This is a genomic window from Flavobacterium sp. J27 (assembly GCF_004303025.1).
Classification (GTDB): Bacteria; Bacteroidota; Bacteroidia; order Flavobacteriales; family Flavobacteriaceae; genus Flavobacterium.
On sequence record NZ_PJQW01000018.1, the window covers coordinates 25,600 to 41,456 of the forward strand.

The window sequence follows — 15,857 nt, forward strand, 5'->3', positions numbered from 1 at the left end:
GAAAACTAATTTTTAACTGTTGTTACATTTTCTATTCGATTAATACTTTGTAAGACATGATATTTGGTTTCTGGATGAGAAATCGTGTTTTTTAAATTTGATAAATAAGTTTTAAGTTGTATTAATTCTCCAAACAATAAAGATTTGATGTCAGACAAAACAACATTATAAGATGTGTTGTTACTTTCGTCTGTATATAACTTAATTATTCTTTCCAAGTGTGCTTTTTGAATGTTTCTCTCTGAAATTGTATTGCCTTGATTTCGATTAATTTGCCAAATACCTTTTCTAATTTGTGATAAAAATTCGTTAAGAGTATAGTTTTTGGAATCCAAAAAGGCAGCATCTAATAATCTACCCATACGGTCATAACTTAAAAGGTTATTTAAATGTCTTGTTTGATATTTTAATATTTCTTGTGAATATCCGTTAGGTGAAAATTTATTTAAAATAGAGGTATCAACTAACCAGTTTTGATCTTTAAAAGCATTTTCAAGTAACCATTCAACTGCTGCTTTTTGTTTTTCTTTCGGAATTACAGTATAAACATTTCCTTCTTGATTCGGTTTTTTTTCGATTTCGTCAACGCCACCTACATAGGTTACAACATGGCCAATGTATCTACTCCAAACATTTAAAAGTTCACCATATAATTCTTCTAAGTCTTCATAATTATTTGTTTCCTTACTGGTCCAATCAGGAAGATTTGAAACAACTATTTTTAAATTACGTATGCCATAACTGCTTGCTTGTAAAGCGTTATTACTAATATCTTCTGTTTGTGAATAAGGATTAAAGGAGCTTGATTGTTTGCCAAATTCATATTTTGGATCTCCTGCTTTTTCTTCTATCCACTGATTTAGTGTAGGTATTTCTTCTTCTGGAGTTTTTGTATTTGGAATGATCCGATATCCCCAATTTACGGCATAATTGTCATAAGGTCCCATTTGTCTTATGAATCGTACATTTGTGTCGCCAGGTTGAGCAATATAATTGAATCTTGCATAATCCATAATACTCGCTGAAATACCATTTAATTTGGTAAAAAAAGGCTTTCTATAGTCTTCAACATTGTAAGCACAACTAGCACTCATATTGTGTGGGAATCCTAAAGCATGTCCTACTTCATGAGCAATTACCATTTGCATCATTTCACCCATTTCTGCATCACTAGTATGTAATGTGCGTGCAGAAGGGTTTGCCGCACCAGTTTCTAATAAATATCTGTTTCTATAGGAGCGAAGATGATTATGATACCAAATAATGTCACTTTCAATAATTTCTCCTGTTCTTGGATCTGAAATGCTTGGTCCAATGGCATTTCTTGTAGTACTGGCAACATAACGTATGACGGAATAACGTATGTCTTCTGGGTTAAAATCGGGGTCTTCATTAGTAGTAGGTGGATCTTTTGCGAGTATAGCATTTTTAAAACCTGCTACTTCAAAAGCTTTTTGCCATTCTTCAACTCCTTTTTTAATGTAGGGTCTAAGATTTTCGGGTGTAGCTGGATCCAAATAATAAATAATGGGTTTGATAGGTTCTACTAATTCTCCTCGAGCATAAGCTTCAGGATCTTTGGGTTCTAGTCTCCACCTTCTGATGTAGGTTTTTTTATCTGATTTTAATTCATTACTACTATAATCATATTTGTTTAAAGTAAACCAGCCTACACGAGAATCAAAATAACGAGGGCGCATAGGGTTTTCTGGTAGTAGAATGAGTGATTGATTCATTTGAATACTAATCGCTTCCGTGTTTTCTAAAATAGAGGGTTTTGAGGCATTATAGGTAAAATCTTGAAGAATTTCAATGTTTAATGGGAAGGTTTTTATGTAATTGATAAAACTTCTATTTTCATCGAGGTTTTTTACTTTGTAAACCTCTCTAATTCTAGGTGATAAGCCACTAATTCCTTTAACATCTGTAGAAAAAAACTTGGTTACATCTATCACTGTCGCTGTTGAATCTTTGGAAAAAGCGGTAATGTCAAAAGCATATAGAGTAACATCGTTATTGTTTGCTTTAACTGAAATACTTATTGGTAGACTATCATTGGCAATACTATTAGCAGATTTTACTTTAATAAGTAATTTGTCTTCAAAACGATCCCAAATAACCATTTGAGAACTTGTTTCTGTTCCTGCATTTACATAACCGCCACCAAGGCCTTCAGGAACTTTAGCAAACTTGCTTACTAGTAACATGTCTTTATTTAAAAGATGATTGGGAATTTCAAAATAATATTTATCTGCTACCTTGTGTACTTTGAAAAGGCCAGAAGTTGTTTTAGCCTCTTTTGTAATGATACTATTATAGTCTTTTATTTTTTCGTTTTTTTTCTTCTCTGTAGTATTACTTATTGTTGTTTTTGTGTTTTTTTTCTTTTTCCAAAATTGAGCTGAAGTCGTTTGGAAAATAAAAAGTGCCAAAAAAAGGAATGTAATTTTTCTCATCTGTTCCAAATGTAGTTTTTGCTAAAATACTAAATTGACAAAAAAAGATAGAGATAAGGATATTCTTTTAAGAAAATAATAACAAAACGCTATTCAAGTCTAAAAGTTAATGGCAATCCATAACTAACTCGAATCGGTTTTCCTTCTGAAATTCCTGGATTAAGTTTGGGTAGTTTACTAATAATATCTATTCCTGCGAAATGTAAGACAGGGTTTGATTTTGTTACAATTATTCTTTCTATGCTTCCTTCTTTTTCTATAATAAAAAAGACAAATGTTTTTCCGGTAATATTATTATTACGTGCATATTTTGGATATACAAAATTTCTTACAATGTGTTTTGATATATTTTTATTGAAGTCTTCCATTGATTTTTCTTTATCTGTACCCTTTTTTAACATACCAAAAGACGGATAAATATCAAGATTTTTTATCTGTTTGATGGTGTCCGTTTCTTTTTCGAATAGAATACTACTTAATGCAGATAAATCAGTATTTGGATGTAAAGTAAATTTACAAGTTATAAATTCTTCAGTAATCTTTGCGTTGTTTTCATCTGAGATTTCAATTAATGGAATTTTTTCCAAAATTGTTGTAAAAAAAGATTCTAAATCGCTGCTTTTATTTTCAATAAAGACTAAATTTAGTTTGCCAATAGAATCTAGTTTCATAGTCATTATTACTTGTCTTGTGCCATCTTTTCTTGATTTAACATAATTATAGTCAAAGACATTTAGTAATTGGTTCGCATGTAGGGTTAAACTGTTTTTTTGTATGCTGTCAAAATTGGAAAATATTTTTGAATAATCTTCTTCTTGAGAAAAAACAAAATGGGAAAGAATAAGGAAGAGGAATGTAATTTTTTTCATCTCTAGTTTTTGTAACTTTTTATGAGGCAATTTGTATTGTTGATACAATTATATTTTTTTAATAACATAAAATAAATCAAGACAGTCTTTGGTGTGATTTTTTAAATAAAAATCTTGTTGATTAATTGTTGCGCAAATGTCAGGTTGCTTTTTCATTAGCATAATTCTATTTATCCTATTGAAAAATTCGTAAACTATTTTAAATAAAAACGAGGGGAGTAGATTTCTTATGTTTAAGAAATCGTATCGTAAAATTTTGAGCGTGTTTTTTTTATTCAATTCAAAATAGGAGTCTACTTTTTTATTGCCAAATATACCATACTCTTTTTCTACTGTAAATTGCTTAGGATTAAAAATGTTTCTAAGTTCAATATTATTATATTCTCTAATGTGCCATGGGTTTTTGGTAATGGTTTTTTCTTTGTTTGGAGTAGAAATAATTAATATTCCACTAGGTTTTAAAACTCTGTAAATTTCATCTATGAATAAGGTGTCTTTCTCAATATGTTCAATTACATGGAATGTTATAATGGTGTCAAAACTATTATTTTTAATTTCTAATAATGGAGGAACTGTACCATGTATAAAAGAATTTTCAGGATAATTTTGAATTTGTTCTTCGATTAATTTTTTGTTTTTATCTATTCCTGTGTAAGTTTTACTCTTTTTAACTACAATTTCTAACCCTCTACCAATACCACAACCTATTTCTAATACATCACCTTGAATATATTCTTTGGCAGAATGATAGCCAAAAAGCAACCTTTGATGTACAGGATTATCTGATTTTATTTTTGCGGAAGTTACTTCTGTACTATAATGTGACATTAAAAATCTAATTAAACTGCTACAGCACCTTTTATATGCGGATGAGGATCGTATCCTTCTAAAGTGAAATCATCAAAATCAAAATCAAAAATATTCTTGATTTCTGGGTTTAATTTCATTTTTGGTAATGGTCGACATTCGCGAGACAATTGTAGTTCTAATTGTTCTATATGATTGTTATAGATGTGTGCGTCTCCAAACGTATGAATAAAATCGCCAACTTGTAAGTTGCAAACTTGAGCCATCATCATAGTTAATAGTGCGTAAGAAGCAATATTAAATGGTACACCTAAAAATATATCGGCACTTCTTTGGTATAGTTGGCAACTTAATTTTCCATCAGCAACATAAAATTGAAAGAATGCATGACAAGGCGGTAATGCTGCTTTTCCATTAGCTACATTTTCTGCAAACGAAATAGAAGTATTTGGCAATACACTAGGGTTCCAAGCTGAAACCAGCATTCTACGGCTATTTGGATTGTTTTTTAACGTATCAATTACTTCTTTTATCTGATCGATTTCTTCACTATTCCAGTTTCTCCATTGATGTCCATAAACAGGGCCTAAATCTCCATTTTCATCTGCCCATTCATCCCAAATTTTAACACCATTTTCTTTTAAGTAATTGATATTAGTATCCCCTTTTAAGAACCATAGCAATTCGTAAATGATAGATTTAAGATGTAACTTTTTTGTAGTTACCATAGGGAAGCCTTCACTTAAATCAAATCGCATTTGATATCCAAACACACTAATAGTTCCCGTTCCTGTGCGATCACCTTTTTGGTTCCCGTTTGCTAATACATGTTTTACTAAGTCGTGATATTGTTTCATTTTTTATTTTTTATTTGTCATGTTGAATTTGTTTTGGTATCTAATTTGTTTTGATTCTGAGACAAATTCGAGAGTATTAGATTGTGCTTACCCAATAATCATTCCAGCTATTGTTGCAGATAATAGGGAAGCAATACTTCCACCAATAACCGCTTTTAATCCAAACTCAGATAATGTTTTTCTTTGATTTGGAGCCAAAGAACCGATGCCACCAATTTGTATTCCAATAGAAGCAAAGTTGGCAAAACCACAAAGCATATAAGTAGCCATTATCACTGATTTTTCATAGGTAAAATGAATTTCATTAGTTGCGTTTTTTAACTCTGCTAATTGAATGTAGCCCACAAATTCTGAGGCTGCTAATTTAATGCCTAATAATTGCCCCATGAGCATCATGTCTTCTTGCGCTACACCGATTAACCACATTAAAGGAGAGAAAATAAGACCGAGTATAGTTTCTAATGAGAATTTAGAATATGGAGTGTTATCAGCAATAACGGTATTTAATCCAGACCAATCTCCAATCCATCCTAAAGTATAGTTAATCATGGCTATAAAGGCGATAAATACAAGCAACATAGCAGCTACATTGGCTGCCAATTTTAATCCTTCTGTGGTACCGGTTGAAATAGCATCTAAAATATTGGAGCCAATTTTTTCTTTTGAAACTTCTACATTGGTGTCGATTGATTCAGTTTGAGGATATAATATTTTTGAAATAACAATGGCACCTGGTGCAGCCATAACTGATGCAGCTAATAAATGTTTAGCAAATTCTAAACGTAGAACAGGATCATTACCTCCTAGAAAACCAATGTATGCCGCAAGTACTCCACCTGCAACTGTAGCCATTCCACCTACCATTACGAGTAAGATTTCAGACTTGTTCATTTTCTCTAAATAGGCTTTAATCATTAGAGGTGCTTCTGTTTGTCCTAAGAATATATTTCCTGCTACAGATAAACTTTCAGCTCCAGATATGTGCAGTAGTTTTGTTAAAACTTTTGCTAATCCTTTTACCACAACTTGTATTATTCCTAAATAAAATAACAAGGAAGTTAAAGCAGAAAAGAAGATAATTGTAGGTAAAACTTGGAATAAAAAGATAAAACCAAAACTTTCAACATTCATCATTCCGCCTAGAAGAAATTCGCTACCTGCTCTGGTAAAATCTAGTACTAAAACAAAAAGGTTTCCTACAAATTCAAATGCAGATTTAACAAATGAAATTTTTAGTACTCCAATAGCCAAAATTAATTGTGCACCCAAACCAATGAAGACCGTTTTCCAGTTTATAGCTTTTCTGTTGGCGCTAAAAACGAATGCAATAGCTAGTAATGCTAACATTCCTAAAATACCTCGAGCGATTCCACTTGCAGTTATTCCAGTGCTTTTTACTAAAGTATTGGTGGTTTCTGTTGTTTTCTTAATTTTATTTGAAGAGAAAAAAGAATAGGCTTTGTCTCCTTTTTTTAAAGTAAGGGTAGAATCAGTTTTGGTCTCTATTACAAAACGTTTTGTTGGTGAGTCTGAACCATTTTCAAAAAGAAATAAAAATTTGTCTTGTATTAGGTAGTCTCCTTTTTGAAAAAGACTATCTTTTGATAATTTAAGTTGATAGGTGCCTTCTTTTAGTTCTAGGAAATCATTTTTTGAAGTGTTTAATTGCCATTTTTTTTCAATTTCCTGTGCGTTTATATTTAAAAATGTAAATATAAACGTTAAACATAAAAATATATTTTTTATCATTCGTTTGTGAAGTTTTGTTAAGATTCTTTTTTAGAGATTTCATCTCTTATTTTTGCGGCTTTTTCATAGTCTTCATTTTGTACAGCTTCTTCTAATTTGTCATAAAGTTCTTGTAACGAAAAACCGCTATATTCTTCTTTTTGAGGTTCTAAAGGTTCGTTTGCTCCAAACGTTTCTGGAGATGATAATACGTCGTCAGATTCGTCATTGTTTTCTTCGTCTTTTGATGGGTTTATTTTTAAATAAATACCAGCTTTATCAAGAATGTTTTTATAAGTAAAAATGGGTGCACCAAAACGAAGGGCTAATGCAATAGCGTCCGAAGTTCTTGCGTCAATAATTTCTTCAATTTTATCTCTTTCGCAAATAATACTTGAAAAAAATACACCATCAACTAACTTGTGAATAATTACTTGTTTCACAATGATGTCAAATCGATCTGCAAAATTTTTAAATAAATCGTGAGTTAAAGGTCTAGGTGGTTTAATTTCTTTTTCTAAAGCGATGGCAATAGATTGTGCTTCAAAAGCACCAATAACTATAGGTAATTTTCGTTCTCCGTCAACTTCATTTAAAATAAGAGCATAAGCTCCGTTTTGTGTTTGGCTATAGGAAATGCCTTTTATTGTTAATTTTACTAAACTCATTATATAAATAGTGTCAAGTATTCGTTTTGTAATACTGAAAGATTATAAAAAATAAACTATTGTTCTAAATTAGCCCTGATGGGAGCGGTATCTTTTTGTTTGGGAGTTTATCCAAACAAAAAATATAGCGTACAGCAGGAAAATGGCTGGCAAATATACTACAAGTCATTCGCTCCAAAAATAAAAAAAAGAGCTATCTTAACAAAGATAACTCTAATTTTAATATAATATATTTTTAAACAGCTAAAAATTAAGCATTATTCGCTTTGAAAGCTTTTAATTTTTCTATTAATTTCGGAACTACATCAAATGCATCTCCTACAACACCATAATCAGCAACTTTGAAGAATGGTGCTTCTGGATCTGTATTGATAACTACTTTAACTTTAGAGGAATTGATACCTGCTATGTGTTGGATTGCTCCTGAAATTCCCACAGCAATATATAAATTGGCAGCAACAGGTTTACCAGTTTGTCCCACGTGTTCACTATGAGGTCTCCATCCGATATCTGAAACTGGTTTCGAACAAGCAGTTGCAGCTCCTAATACTGAAGCTAATTCTTCAATCATTCCCCAATTTTCAGGACCTTTTAAGCCTCGTCCCGCAGAAACTACGATTTCAGCATCGGCAATCGTAACTTTCCCAGTTACTTTTTCTATGTTTTCTACTTTAATTGTAAAATCTGCATCATTTAAAGAAGGAGAAAAGTCTTCTTCTGTTAATGTTGCTTCTGATTCGAATAGACCGAATGAGTTTTTAGCAATTCCAATTACTTTTACATCGGTTGTTATTTCAGTAATGTTAAAAGCTTTATTTGAAAAAGCATTTCTTTTTACTTGAAATGGACTTGTGTTTACTGGTAAAGCAACTACATTTGATGCGTAACCTGCGTTTAGAGCTACTGCAACTAATGGGGCAAGATATAAACTGTCTGTTGTTGAAGATAAGACTACTAATTTAGTGTTTTCTTTTTCTGCAGCTTGTTTAATAACATCTGCGTAGGCTTTTGCATTAAAAGTGGCTAACTTGTCATTGCTTACTTTTAAAACTTTGCTAACACCATATTTGGCTAAGTCTGCTGTGTTAGTATTGTTAACAGTTACTGCTGTTACAGTTGTACCCATTGCATCGGCCACTTTTTTGGCATAAGATGCGATTTCTAAGGCTACTTTTTTAAATTTTCCTTCTGCTGATTCAGCATATATTAAGATAGACATGATTTTTGTATTTAAAATGGTTGATGATGATTTAGATTACCTTCGCTTCGTTGTGAAGTAACTCAATTAATTCGTCTAAGTTGTCTGGGTTAACTAGTTTTACAGCAGACTTTGGTGCTGGTTTTTCAAATTTAACAGCTTGTGTTGCATTGCTATCGCCAGTTGGTTCATTAACTGCTAATGCTTTTGAACGAGCCATCATGATTCCTCTCATGTTTGGAATTCTTAAGTCTTTCTCTTCTACTAATCCTTTTTGTCCACCTATAATAAGAGGGAGTGTTGTAGATAAAGTTTCTTTACCACCGTCTATTTCTCTAACTGCGGTTACTTTTTCACCTTCAATTTCCAATCCAGTGCAAGAGTTTACAAAATTATATCCAAGTAATCCTGCCATCATACCAGGAACCATTCCGCCATTATAATCTAATGATTCTTTACCTGCAATGATTAAATCATAGCCTCCTTGTTTTACAACTTCAACTAATTGTTTTGCAACAAACATGCCGTCTATTGGGTTTGCATTAATTCTAATTGCTTCATCTGCTCCAATTGCTAAAGCTTTTCTCAAGGTAGCTTCAGCGTCAGTACCTCCTACATTTACTACAGTTACAGTAGCGCCTTGTTTTTCTTTGAACCAAACTGCTCTTGTTAGGCCAAACTCATCATTTGGATTAATAACAAACTGAACTCCATTTGTATCAAATTCAGTGTCATTGTTGGTGAAATTGATTTTTGATGTAGTATCAGGTACATGACTGATGCAAACTAATATTTTCATTGTTTTATTTTTGAGATTTAATGTCACGAAATTACAAAAAAAATGTTTAAAAATACTATGCACGCATAATATTTTTTTAAATTTTAATTTTTTTTGCTTAATAATCAAAATAGTGCAGATTATTGTTTAACCTCTGAATATTTTTTTTATATATTTGGAGTAAAGTTATAAATCGAAAAGTTTTCTCACTAAAAAATGAACGCAAATAATCAAATAAAAACGCACTTTGATAATAAAGTTATCATTACATTTATATTAGTCTTTATATTATCGTGTGGGTTATTAGCCTTTAAAAAATCAAATGAAATAGATTGCTCTGTTTTTGATTTTAATACAGATACAAAGCATTATATGGTTGATAATGTTATTACTTTTTCTGAGACTTCAGGTAAAGCCTATTCTTGGAGATGGTATTTTGGAGATGGATCAGATATATCATATAAGTCAAAGGAGTTACATTCTTTTAATAAACCAGGGACTTATAAAGTGAAATTATTAATTAATGAAACTTGTGAGATTGAAAAAACGATTAAGGTTTTGCCAAAGCCAGTTGTAGAAGTGAAAGAAGCGCTATTGGTAAATTTTGAAGCTCCAGATAGAGTAGAGCAAGGAGAAATAGTGGAGTTTGTAGATCATACAGAAGGAGCAGAAACATGGGAATGGAAGTTTGGTGAAAATAGTAAAGTGGATAGTAAAGATAAGAATCCAAGATATAAGTTCTCGACTATAGGCGTAAAAACGGTATCTTTAATAATTAATGGAGATAAGAAAAATAGAGCTTTTAAGGATATAGTGGTGGTAGCTAAGACAGGGAAGCCTAAAACAAAAAAAACTTCGACTGTTAAATCGATTCCTCTAGATACATTGCCAAAAGTAGTTATTGAAGAGAAGGCTCTGGTAGTAGCGGTTAAATCGATAAGTGAAGATGAATTAGAGCGTTTGTTGTATAGTGTGTCTGATAATAAAATATCTTTAATTAATTTTAAAAATCAATTTTGTTTAGATAACGCGCCAAAAGTAAGAGTTAATTCGGATAGTCGATTTATGACTTTAGAGCAGTTTTATAAATCAATAAAGAATAAAGGTATTAAAATAAGACAAGTTAAAATATATAAGGATAAAGATCAATGTATAGAAACTATATATGTTAGCTTTAAGTATAAAACATTTTTTTAAAAATCTATAGACTAAAATTAATATTATGGCAGACAGATTCTCAGGCAGTTATGGAATTGGAGGAAATGAAGTTAGAGTGGAAGGTCAAGAAGGTATTCTTGAAATTCCTCAAAATAGAACTTTAATAGCTCAAAAATTAACGCCAAATACACCAGTGAAACCTGAAATAGTTACAGGTTTAAAAAATATGGATGAAGTATTTGAACATTTTGACCCTAAAGTAAAGGTGGCTTTTGAAGATGAAAATGGACAAATCAATAGAGAAGAGCTACAGTTTAAAAATGTAGGTGATTTCTCTATTAATGGGATTATTGATCAAAGTTCTTTTTTATTAGATTTAAAAACTAAAAATGAGCAGTATCAAAAATTAATTAAGCAATTAAAAACAAATAAAGTTTTAAAACTAGCTTTACAAGATCCAGATGCAAAACAATCGATTATTGAAAGTTTAGAAACTTTAATAGCAGAAATTGAGGCATCAGACAAATAAAACAAGAAACAATTATGGCAAACCATGAAAGTAGTAGCGCAGCTTCTAGCGCAGACAAACAGCATAAAGAAGTAGCTCGTTCCTTAGAACAAACTTTAGATTCATTTATTCAATATGGCGGATTTGATTTATTAGAAGGTTCAATAGAAGGAGTGCAAAACTTAAATCCAAGCAGAAAGGCAAGAAAAAATATTTTTTTAACAGAGTCAAGTAAAAAGGCGGAACGCGATAATCTGAAAAAAGTTTTAAAGATTTGGGCGGAATCTTTGAAATCGGCAGATAACTTAGTTGATTTAGTAAACGATTGTACTGCAAAAGCGGAAGAAGCAGAAAAAACGTTGAAAAACAACTTGAGAATAGCTGTTGATGAAACGAAAGAATTAGAAGAAAATTACAGAAGTATTGCTCTTTTTTATAAAAATACAGAAGAAAGCAAACTTAAAAATATATCCATAGTAAATGCAGAATTAGATCAGTTAAAAGATTTAGATAATACGCGATTTATTGATACAATACATGAAGAATTAGTTAATGGTTTTGATCGCCTAGATTTAAGACAAAATTATTCACTATTGGTTATTCCTGGATATTTAGGTTCAAATAAAGTATTAGAGAAATGGGCTAAGATTGCTTTTGAAAATAAAGTAATGTTAATTACTGATTTTCAGCATTTAGATGAGCCAGATGATGTGATGGAGATGTTTGAGGCTGCTAATTTAACAGGAGGAGATGTGTACAGGTCGAATGTTATGATGGCGTGTAACTGGCTTGTAGGTAGAGGTAAACATGATGAGATTGAAGAAGAAGATGATTTGTTTGTTCCTCCTTCAATGGCGTTAGCAGGAAAAGTGTACAATACTTTGATGTCTCAAATAACAGCGGGTAAGAAATTTGGTGGGATTAATGAAGTGGATGGAGTTAAATTTGACTTAAAGAAAAGTGAAATTGCTAATTTAGAGAGCCTTGGATTAATTCCTATGGTTAACGAATATGGGAAAGTAATGGCTTTCTCAGGGAAAACACTCTTTAGTGGTGATAACCTTGGTTTACAAACGTATTCAGTAGTAAGGGTTTTTGATTATGTGACCAAAGTATTAATGGATTTCTTAAATAGAAGGGCTTTTGAAAATTTTAATGCTAAAACTAGAAAAGAGATTTTAGGACAAATTGTTAAATTCTTAGACAATGTTACAGGTCCAGATAAACTAATTGAAGATTTTGATATCAAAAGATTTGAGCAAGATCCTAATCAAAAAGATAGAATATTCTTAGATATCAGATTAAAGCCTTATTTCCCTGCTAAAAACTTCTTAATTAAGATGGATGGGCAAAAAGGAGACGATGGAAACGATTGGGATACCGAATATGCAGAATCATAATCATAATTTTAATATAATTTAACAAGAAAACATACATTTTTTTTCAAAAATTAATATATTTGTACTATATTTATTCTTGAGTAGATTTACTGACAACCACACAAATAACAAATAACAAACATTTTTTTTAATCTTTAAATTTTACATTATGTCATTTAAATCAAAACTTAAAGTTGGCGGAAAGGAACTTAACATTTTAAAAGTTTCTTATGATTTATATCAAGAAATTGATGCAAGTGGAAGACCTTCTTCTGTAACAAGAGGAGGTACAATTAATCTTTCAGTAGAATCTACAGGTGATTCATTCTTTTTTGAATGGATGACTAATAATTTCGAAAGAAAAGATGGTTCAGTTCAATACGTTAAGCGTGATACTGATGCCAAATTGAAAGAATTAAACTTCAAAGAAGGTTATTTGATAAAATACAAAGAAGAGTTTGATGCTACAGGAACTAATCCATTAGTTGAGACGTTTACTATTTCTGCTAAAGAAATTGGAGTAGGAGCTGGTGAACATGTAAATGAGTGGGTATAACATTCCTATTTTAAAATGAAATGATAAAGAGTTGGTTTTGTTACTTACTCTTTATCATTTATTTGTATTTTATATATTTAATAACCTTATACTTTATACATATGTCTTTTTTAGCAAAGCTTGAAATCGATGGTGAAGAAATGAATGTATTGGAGTTTCAGTTTACTATTGGTCAAGAGATTGATAAAAGTGGGAAGCCCTCTGCAGATCCGACAGGAGGTAGATTCAGGGTAGTTGTAGAATCAACTAAAAGTACCATGCTATTCGATTGGATGACTAGTAATAATCAAACTAAAAACGGAAAAGTTACTTTTTTTAGGAGAGATGCGGTTTCTAAAATGAGAGAACTTCAATTTAACGACGGCTATTGTATTGGTTACGATGAGGTGTTTTTATCTCAAACTAACAATCCAATGAGTGTAGAAATAGTTGTTTCTGCAAAAGAAGTTATTATGAATGGTTCTAAATTTACAAGAAACTGGCCTCTTAAATTCTAGAAGTAATGGACGAATTAGAAACTAATTTTTTTATTGGGTTAAGCTATCATTTTGGAGGTCCAAAAAATTATATGAGTGGAACAGCTGGAGTTGGAATAAGTCAACGTTTTGGCAATTTCAATCCTGGTGCTAATCTTGCTGTTAATTTTTATAATGGTGGATTAGGTTCCCTTTCTAATGATTCAAGTTTTAATATTGATACTGTTTTAACAGGTAAATTAACCATTGGAGACGGAAAAGGAAATCCAATGGATGTTTATCCATTGCATTTAAATAGTGGAACTGGATTAGAAGATAACTATAAGTATTCTGCAACCATTGGAACTAACTTTATTTTCAATAATCATGAAAGGAATCAACATGTAGGATTTGTACAATTACGAGCTAGTGATTTTAGCTTTCAAACCTATAATGATTTTAGTGGTTTCAAAAAGCTTGGAATCAGTGATGGAAATGATCGTTGGTGGACTGGAGGCGGCAATATAACATTAGGAGCAAAGAATAGCGATTATCAATTTGTTATTGCTAGCGATGTTTTTACTGCCGATACAGATTCTGAAAATGACTTTGATCGTAACACTGCCAATAAAAATTTAGAAACTTTTTTAAATAATAATCAAAATAATTCTAAATTAGAAAGGTTGAAGAATAGAGTTACTGATTATACACCAGCAACTGCTTCTCAAGTAGATCAAACTTTTCTTGACTTGAATAGAGACGGGGTTACTTGGACGCCTGAAGCACATTCATTTGATTTGAATCAAGGGAGAACTTCATTTCGTTTGAAAACACCTGATGGTACTTTTGGTATGAATAGTTTAGGAAAAAGTAATATGTATAGTCAAGATATTATACATAGAATCATCAATTTTCATTTGATACCTTCTGAAAGACCAAATTATTGGGAGTTTCAATATAGTCCTACGATAAATCAGTTTTAATGAAAAGCCTAATTGCATTGCTTTTTTTAGTTTTTGCATTTAATTCTTGTAGTTCAAAATTTTACTCAAAGAAAGACTATTCTTTCTATAATCAAAATTTTGAATTAGATAAAGAATCTTTGTTAAAAACAAATGGTATTTATGTGTTAGATTCGGTATGGTCACAATCAAGTACAGAAATCCCAATGGAAAAAAACATAAAAAAAGTATGTTACATTTTCTATAAAACTGGTCAATCTAATATGATTATATCTGAAAAGGAAGACGATTTAGATTACAAGCAGTTTGTTTTAAACGATTTTAATCGGTCCAAAAACAATAAAAACGTAGGAACTTTATTTCAAGGATATTATAAATTAAAAAACAATAAAATTGTTATTGAGAAAGTTAATACATCTCTTAGAAGATTTAATTATTCCTATGGTTATCTTGAAAATGAAAAATTAATAATTGTAAAGCCAAATTCTTTACAAGGGGAAGGAAATTTTGAAGATAAATATTTCTTAGATACATATAAAGAGATTTATACATTCATTCCAGTTGAAGATTTAGATTCTATTTTACCATATTGGTAATTAGAAAGAAAACATAATCTTTTTAAAATGAAAATTCTTTTTTCAAAAATAATTGTATTCTTTTTTATTTGCTTTCAAGTATCATTTAGTCAGTTGCTGTCTGAGTTTGATTTGGATTCTGCCTATAGAAATGAGTTGCTTGTAGAAAATAATGCTTTAAAACAAAGGATTTCTAGGTTCCCTTCTGAAGCCAAATCGATCAATGCAGCGATAGCTCAATTTATCAGGCAAAAAGATTATAACAATGCATTAGAACAGGCAAATCAATTAAATCAAATATTGCCTAATAATGCAGACGTCAAATGTTTTCAAGCGAAAATGTATTATAAACTCAATAATACTGAATTGGCTATTCAATTGTATAATCAAGCTATTCAATTAAATCCAAACAATAAATGGTTTTATATAAATAAAGCAGGATTATTATCTGAAATGAATCACATTTCAGAAGCAATTGAAACAGTAGATACATTAATTAAAATACACAAAGATTGGAGTATTGCTTATAATTTGAAAGCCTCTTTATTATTACATGAAAATAAAAAACAGCAAGCACTATCAGTTTTTAATCAAGCCATTCAATTAAGTCCTAAAAGTGCTTTAATATATACAAATAGAGGTGATTTATTCTTAGAAATGAATGATAAAGAAAATGCAATTTTAAATTATCAAAAGGCACTTGAAATTCAGCCTGATTATTTGTCTGCAAAACTAAAATTGGATACAATTCGTCTGAATTGAATTAACATTAAAAAACATGACGTATGGCAATAAGTACAAAAATTCATATAAAAATTGGTTCTGAAACACTTACGCGATTTTCAAAATTAGTAATCCATCAGAAAGTTCACACGCACCATACTTTTTCTATTTTGCAACCTT

Annotated in this window: 16 protein-coding genes; 8 read left to right on the forward strand and 8 right to left on the reverse strand. The window is 30.7% G+C overall.

What is annotated here, in order from left to right; all coding sequences use genetic code 11:
• Nucleotides 1-5 precede the first annotated feature (5 nt).
• From CX675_RS18590 to CX675_RS18625, 8 genes are all read right to left on the reverse strand, one after another.
• Nucleotides 6-2,456 (reverse strand): zinc-dependent metalloprotease, encoded by a 2,451-nt coding sequence (locus CX675_RS18590; RefSeq protein WP_130736759.1) that lies wholly within the window; start codon nucleotides 2,454-2,456, stop codon nucleotides 6-8.
• An 89-nt stretch (nucleotides 2,457-2,545) separates the two neighbouring features.
• On the reverse strand, nucleotides 2,546-3,325 hold the full coding sequence (locus CX675_RS18595) for an energy transducer TonB (protein WP_130736760.1): 780 nt from the start codon (nucleotides 3,323-3,325) through the stop codon (nucleotides 2,546-2,548).
• A gap of 48 nt (nucleotides 3,326-3,373) precedes the next feature.
• Nucleotides 3,374-4,153: a bifunctional 2-polyprenyl-6-hydroxyphenol methylase/3-demethylubiquinol 3-O-methyltransferase UbiG gene (locus tag CX675_RS18600; RefSeq protein ID WP_130736761.1), complete on the reverse strand. Its 780-nt coding sequence runs from the start codon at nucleotides 4,151-4,153 to the stop codon at nucleotides 3,374-3,376.
• An 11-nt stretch (nucleotides 4,154-4,164) separates the two neighbouring features.
• Complete coding sequence (locus CX675_RS18605) at nucleotides 4,165-4,989, reverse strand: thymidylate synthase (RefSeq protein WP_130736762.1); 825 nt, start codon at nucleotides 4,987-4,989, stop codon at nucleotides 4,165-4,167.
• Nucleotides 4,990-5,076: 87 nt separating this feature from the next.
• Nucleotides 5,077-6,738, reverse strand: coding sequence for a NupC/NupG family nucleoside CNT transporter (locus CX675_RS18610; RefSeq protein ID WP_130736763.1), 1,662 nt, complete (start codon nucleotides 6,736-6,738; stop codon nucleotides 5,077-5,079).
• A gap of 17 nt (nucleotides 6,739-6,755) precedes the next feature.
• Nucleotides 6,756-7,385: a bifunctional nuclease family protein gene (locus CX675_RS18615; RefSeq protein ID WP_130736764.1), complete on the reverse strand. Its 630-nt coding sequence runs from the start codon at nucleotides 7,383-7,385 to the stop codon at nucleotides 6,756-6,758.
• A gap of 250 nt (nucleotides 7,386-7,635) precedes the next feature.
• Nucleotides 7,636-8,604 carry an electron transfer flavoprotein subunit alpha/FixB family protein gene (locus tag CX675_RS18620; RefSeq protein WP_130736765.1) on the reverse strand — a complete coding sequence of 323 codons (969 nt, stop codon included), beginning with the start codon at nucleotides 8,602-8,604 and terminating at the stop codon, nucleotides 7,636-7,638.
• 31 nt (nucleotides 8,605-8,635) lie between these two features.
• Entirely contained in the window at nucleotides 8,636-9,382 is a 747-nt protein-coding gene (locus CX675_RS18625; RefSeq protein ID WP_130736766.1) for an electron transfer flavoprotein subunit beta/FixA family protein, read from the reverse strand.
• A gap of 195 nt (nucleotides 9,383-9,577) precedes the next feature.
• Here CX675_RS18625 and CX675_RS18630 point away from each other — a divergent pair, with 195 nt between their 5' ends.
• From CX675_RS18630 to CX675_RS18665, 8 genes are all read left to right on the forward strand, one after another.
• Complete coding sequence (locus CX675_RS18630; protein WP_130736767.1) at nucleotides 9,578-10,558, forward strand: PKD domain-containing protein; 981 nt, start codon at nucleotides 9,578-9,580, stop codon at nucleotides 10,556-10,558.
• Between the two features lie 25 nt (nucleotides 10,559-10,583).
• On the forward strand, nucleotides 10,584-11,048 hold the full coding sequence (locus CX675_RS18635) for a hypothetical protein (protein ID WP_130736768.1): 465 nt from the start codon (nucleotides 10,584-10,586) through the stop codon (nucleotides 11,046-11,048).
• 14 nt (nucleotides 11,049-11,062) lie between these two features.
• Complete coding sequence (locus tag CX675_RS18640; protein ID WP_130736769.1) at nucleotides 11,063-12,427, forward strand: DUF5458 family protein; 1,365 nt, start codon at nucleotides 11,063-11,065, stop codon at nucleotides 12,425-12,427.
• 148 nt (nucleotides 12,428-12,575) lie between these two features.
• Nucleotides 12,576-12,962: a type VI secretion system tube protein TssD gene (tssD, locus tag CX675_RS18645; protein WP_130736770.1), complete on the forward strand. Its 387-nt coding sequence runs from the start codon at nucleotides 12,576-12,578 to the stop codon at nucleotides 12,960-12,962.
• Nucleotides 12,963-13,063: 101 nt separating this feature from the next.
• A complete protein-coding gene (gene tssD / locus CX675_RS18650) occupies nucleotides 13,064-13,459 on the forward strand; it encodes a type VI secretion system tube protein TssD (protein WP_130736771.1) in 396 nt (131 codons plus the stop codon).
• Nucleotides 13,460-13,464: 5 nt separating this feature from the next.
• The gene (locus tag CX675_RS18655; RefSeq protein WP_130736772.1) at nucleotides 13,465-14,400 is read left to right on the forward strand and encodes a polymorphic toxin type 23 domain-containing protein; all 936 of its coding nucleotides are present in this window, start codon (nucleotides 13,465-13,467) and stop codon (nucleotides 14,398-14,400) included.
• Entirely contained in the window at nucleotides 14,400-14,975 is a 576-nt protein-coding gene (locus tag CX675_RS18660) for a hypothetical protein (protein ID WP_130736773.1), read from the forward strand. Before CX675_RS18655 ends, CX675_RS18660 begins: the two co-directional genes overlap by 1 nt.
• 27 nt (nucleotides 14,976-15,002) lie before the next feature.
• Nucleotides 15,003-15,716, forward strand: coding sequence for a tetratricopeptide repeat protein (locus tag CX675_RS18665; protein WP_130736774.1), 714 nt, complete (start codon nucleotides 15,003-15,005; stop codon nucleotides 15,714-15,716).
• Nucleotides 15,717-15,857 lie beyond the last annotated feature (141 nt).

Bases quoted from the DNA above. Each gene is read 5' to 3' on its own strand.
- CX675_RS18605 (WP_130736762.1), bottom strand. From the start codon at position 4,989: ATGAAACAATATCACGACTTAGTAAAACATGTATTAGCAAACGGGAAC.
- CX675_RS18635 (WP_130736768.1), top strand. From the start codon at position 10,584: ATGGCAGACAGATTCTCAGGCAGTTATGGAATTGGAGGAAATGAAGTT.
- CX675_RS18655 (WP_130736772.1), top strand. From the start codon at position 13,465: ATGGACGAATTAGAAACTAATTTTTTTATTGGGTTAAGCTATCATTTT.
- CX675_RS18615 (WP_130736764.1), bottom strand. From the start codon at position 7,385: ATGAGTTTAGTAAAATTAACAATAAAAGGCATTTCCTATAGCCAAACA.
- CX675_RS18610 (WP_130736763.1), bottom strand. From the start codon at position 6,738: ATGATAAAAAATATATTTTTATGTTTAACGTTTATATTTACATTTTTA.
- CX675_RS18640 (WP_130736769.1), top strand. From the start codon at position 11,063: ATGGCAAACCATGAAAGTAGTAGCGCAGCTTCTAGCGCAGACAAACAG.
- CX675_RS18625 (WP_130736766.1), bottom strand. From the start codon at position 9,382: ATGAAAATATTAGTTTGCATCAGTCATGTACCTGATACTACATCAAAA.
- tssD (WP_130736770.1), top strand. From the start codon at position 12,576: ATGTCATTTAAATCAAAACTTAAAGTTGGCGGAAAGGAACTTAACATT.
- CX675_RS18590 (WP_130736759.1), bottom strand. From the start codon at position 2,456: ATGAGAAAAATTACATTCCTTTTTTTGGCACTTTTTATTTTCCAAACG.
- CX675_RS18620 (WP_130736765.1), bottom strand. From the start codon at position 8,604: ATGTCTATCTTAATATATGCTGAATCAGCAGAAGGAAAATTTAAAAAA.
- CX675_RS18595 (WP_130736760.1), bottom strand. From the start codon at position 3,325: ATGAAAAAAATTACATTCCTCTTCCTTATTCTTTCCCATTTTGTTTTT.
- CX675_RS18665 (WP_130736774.1), top strand. From the start codon at position 15,003: ATGAAAATTCTTTTTTCAAAAATAATTGTATTCTTTTTTATTTGCTTT.
- CX675_RS18630 (WP_130736767.1), top strand. From the start codon at position 9,578: ATGAACGCAAATAATCAAATAAAAACGCACTTTGATAATAAAGTTATC.
- CX675_RS18660 (WP_130736773.1), top strand. From the start codon at position 14,400: ATGAAAAGCCTAATTGCATTGCTTTTTTTAGTTTTTGCATTTAATTCT.
- CX675_RS18600 (WP_130736761.1), bottom strand. From the start codon at position 4,153: ATGTCACATTATAGTACAGAAGTAACTTCCGCAAAAATAAAATCAGAT.
- tssD (WP_130736771.1), top strand. From the start codon at position 13,064: ATGTCTTTTTTAGCAAAGCTTGAAATCGATGGTGAAGAAATGAATGTA.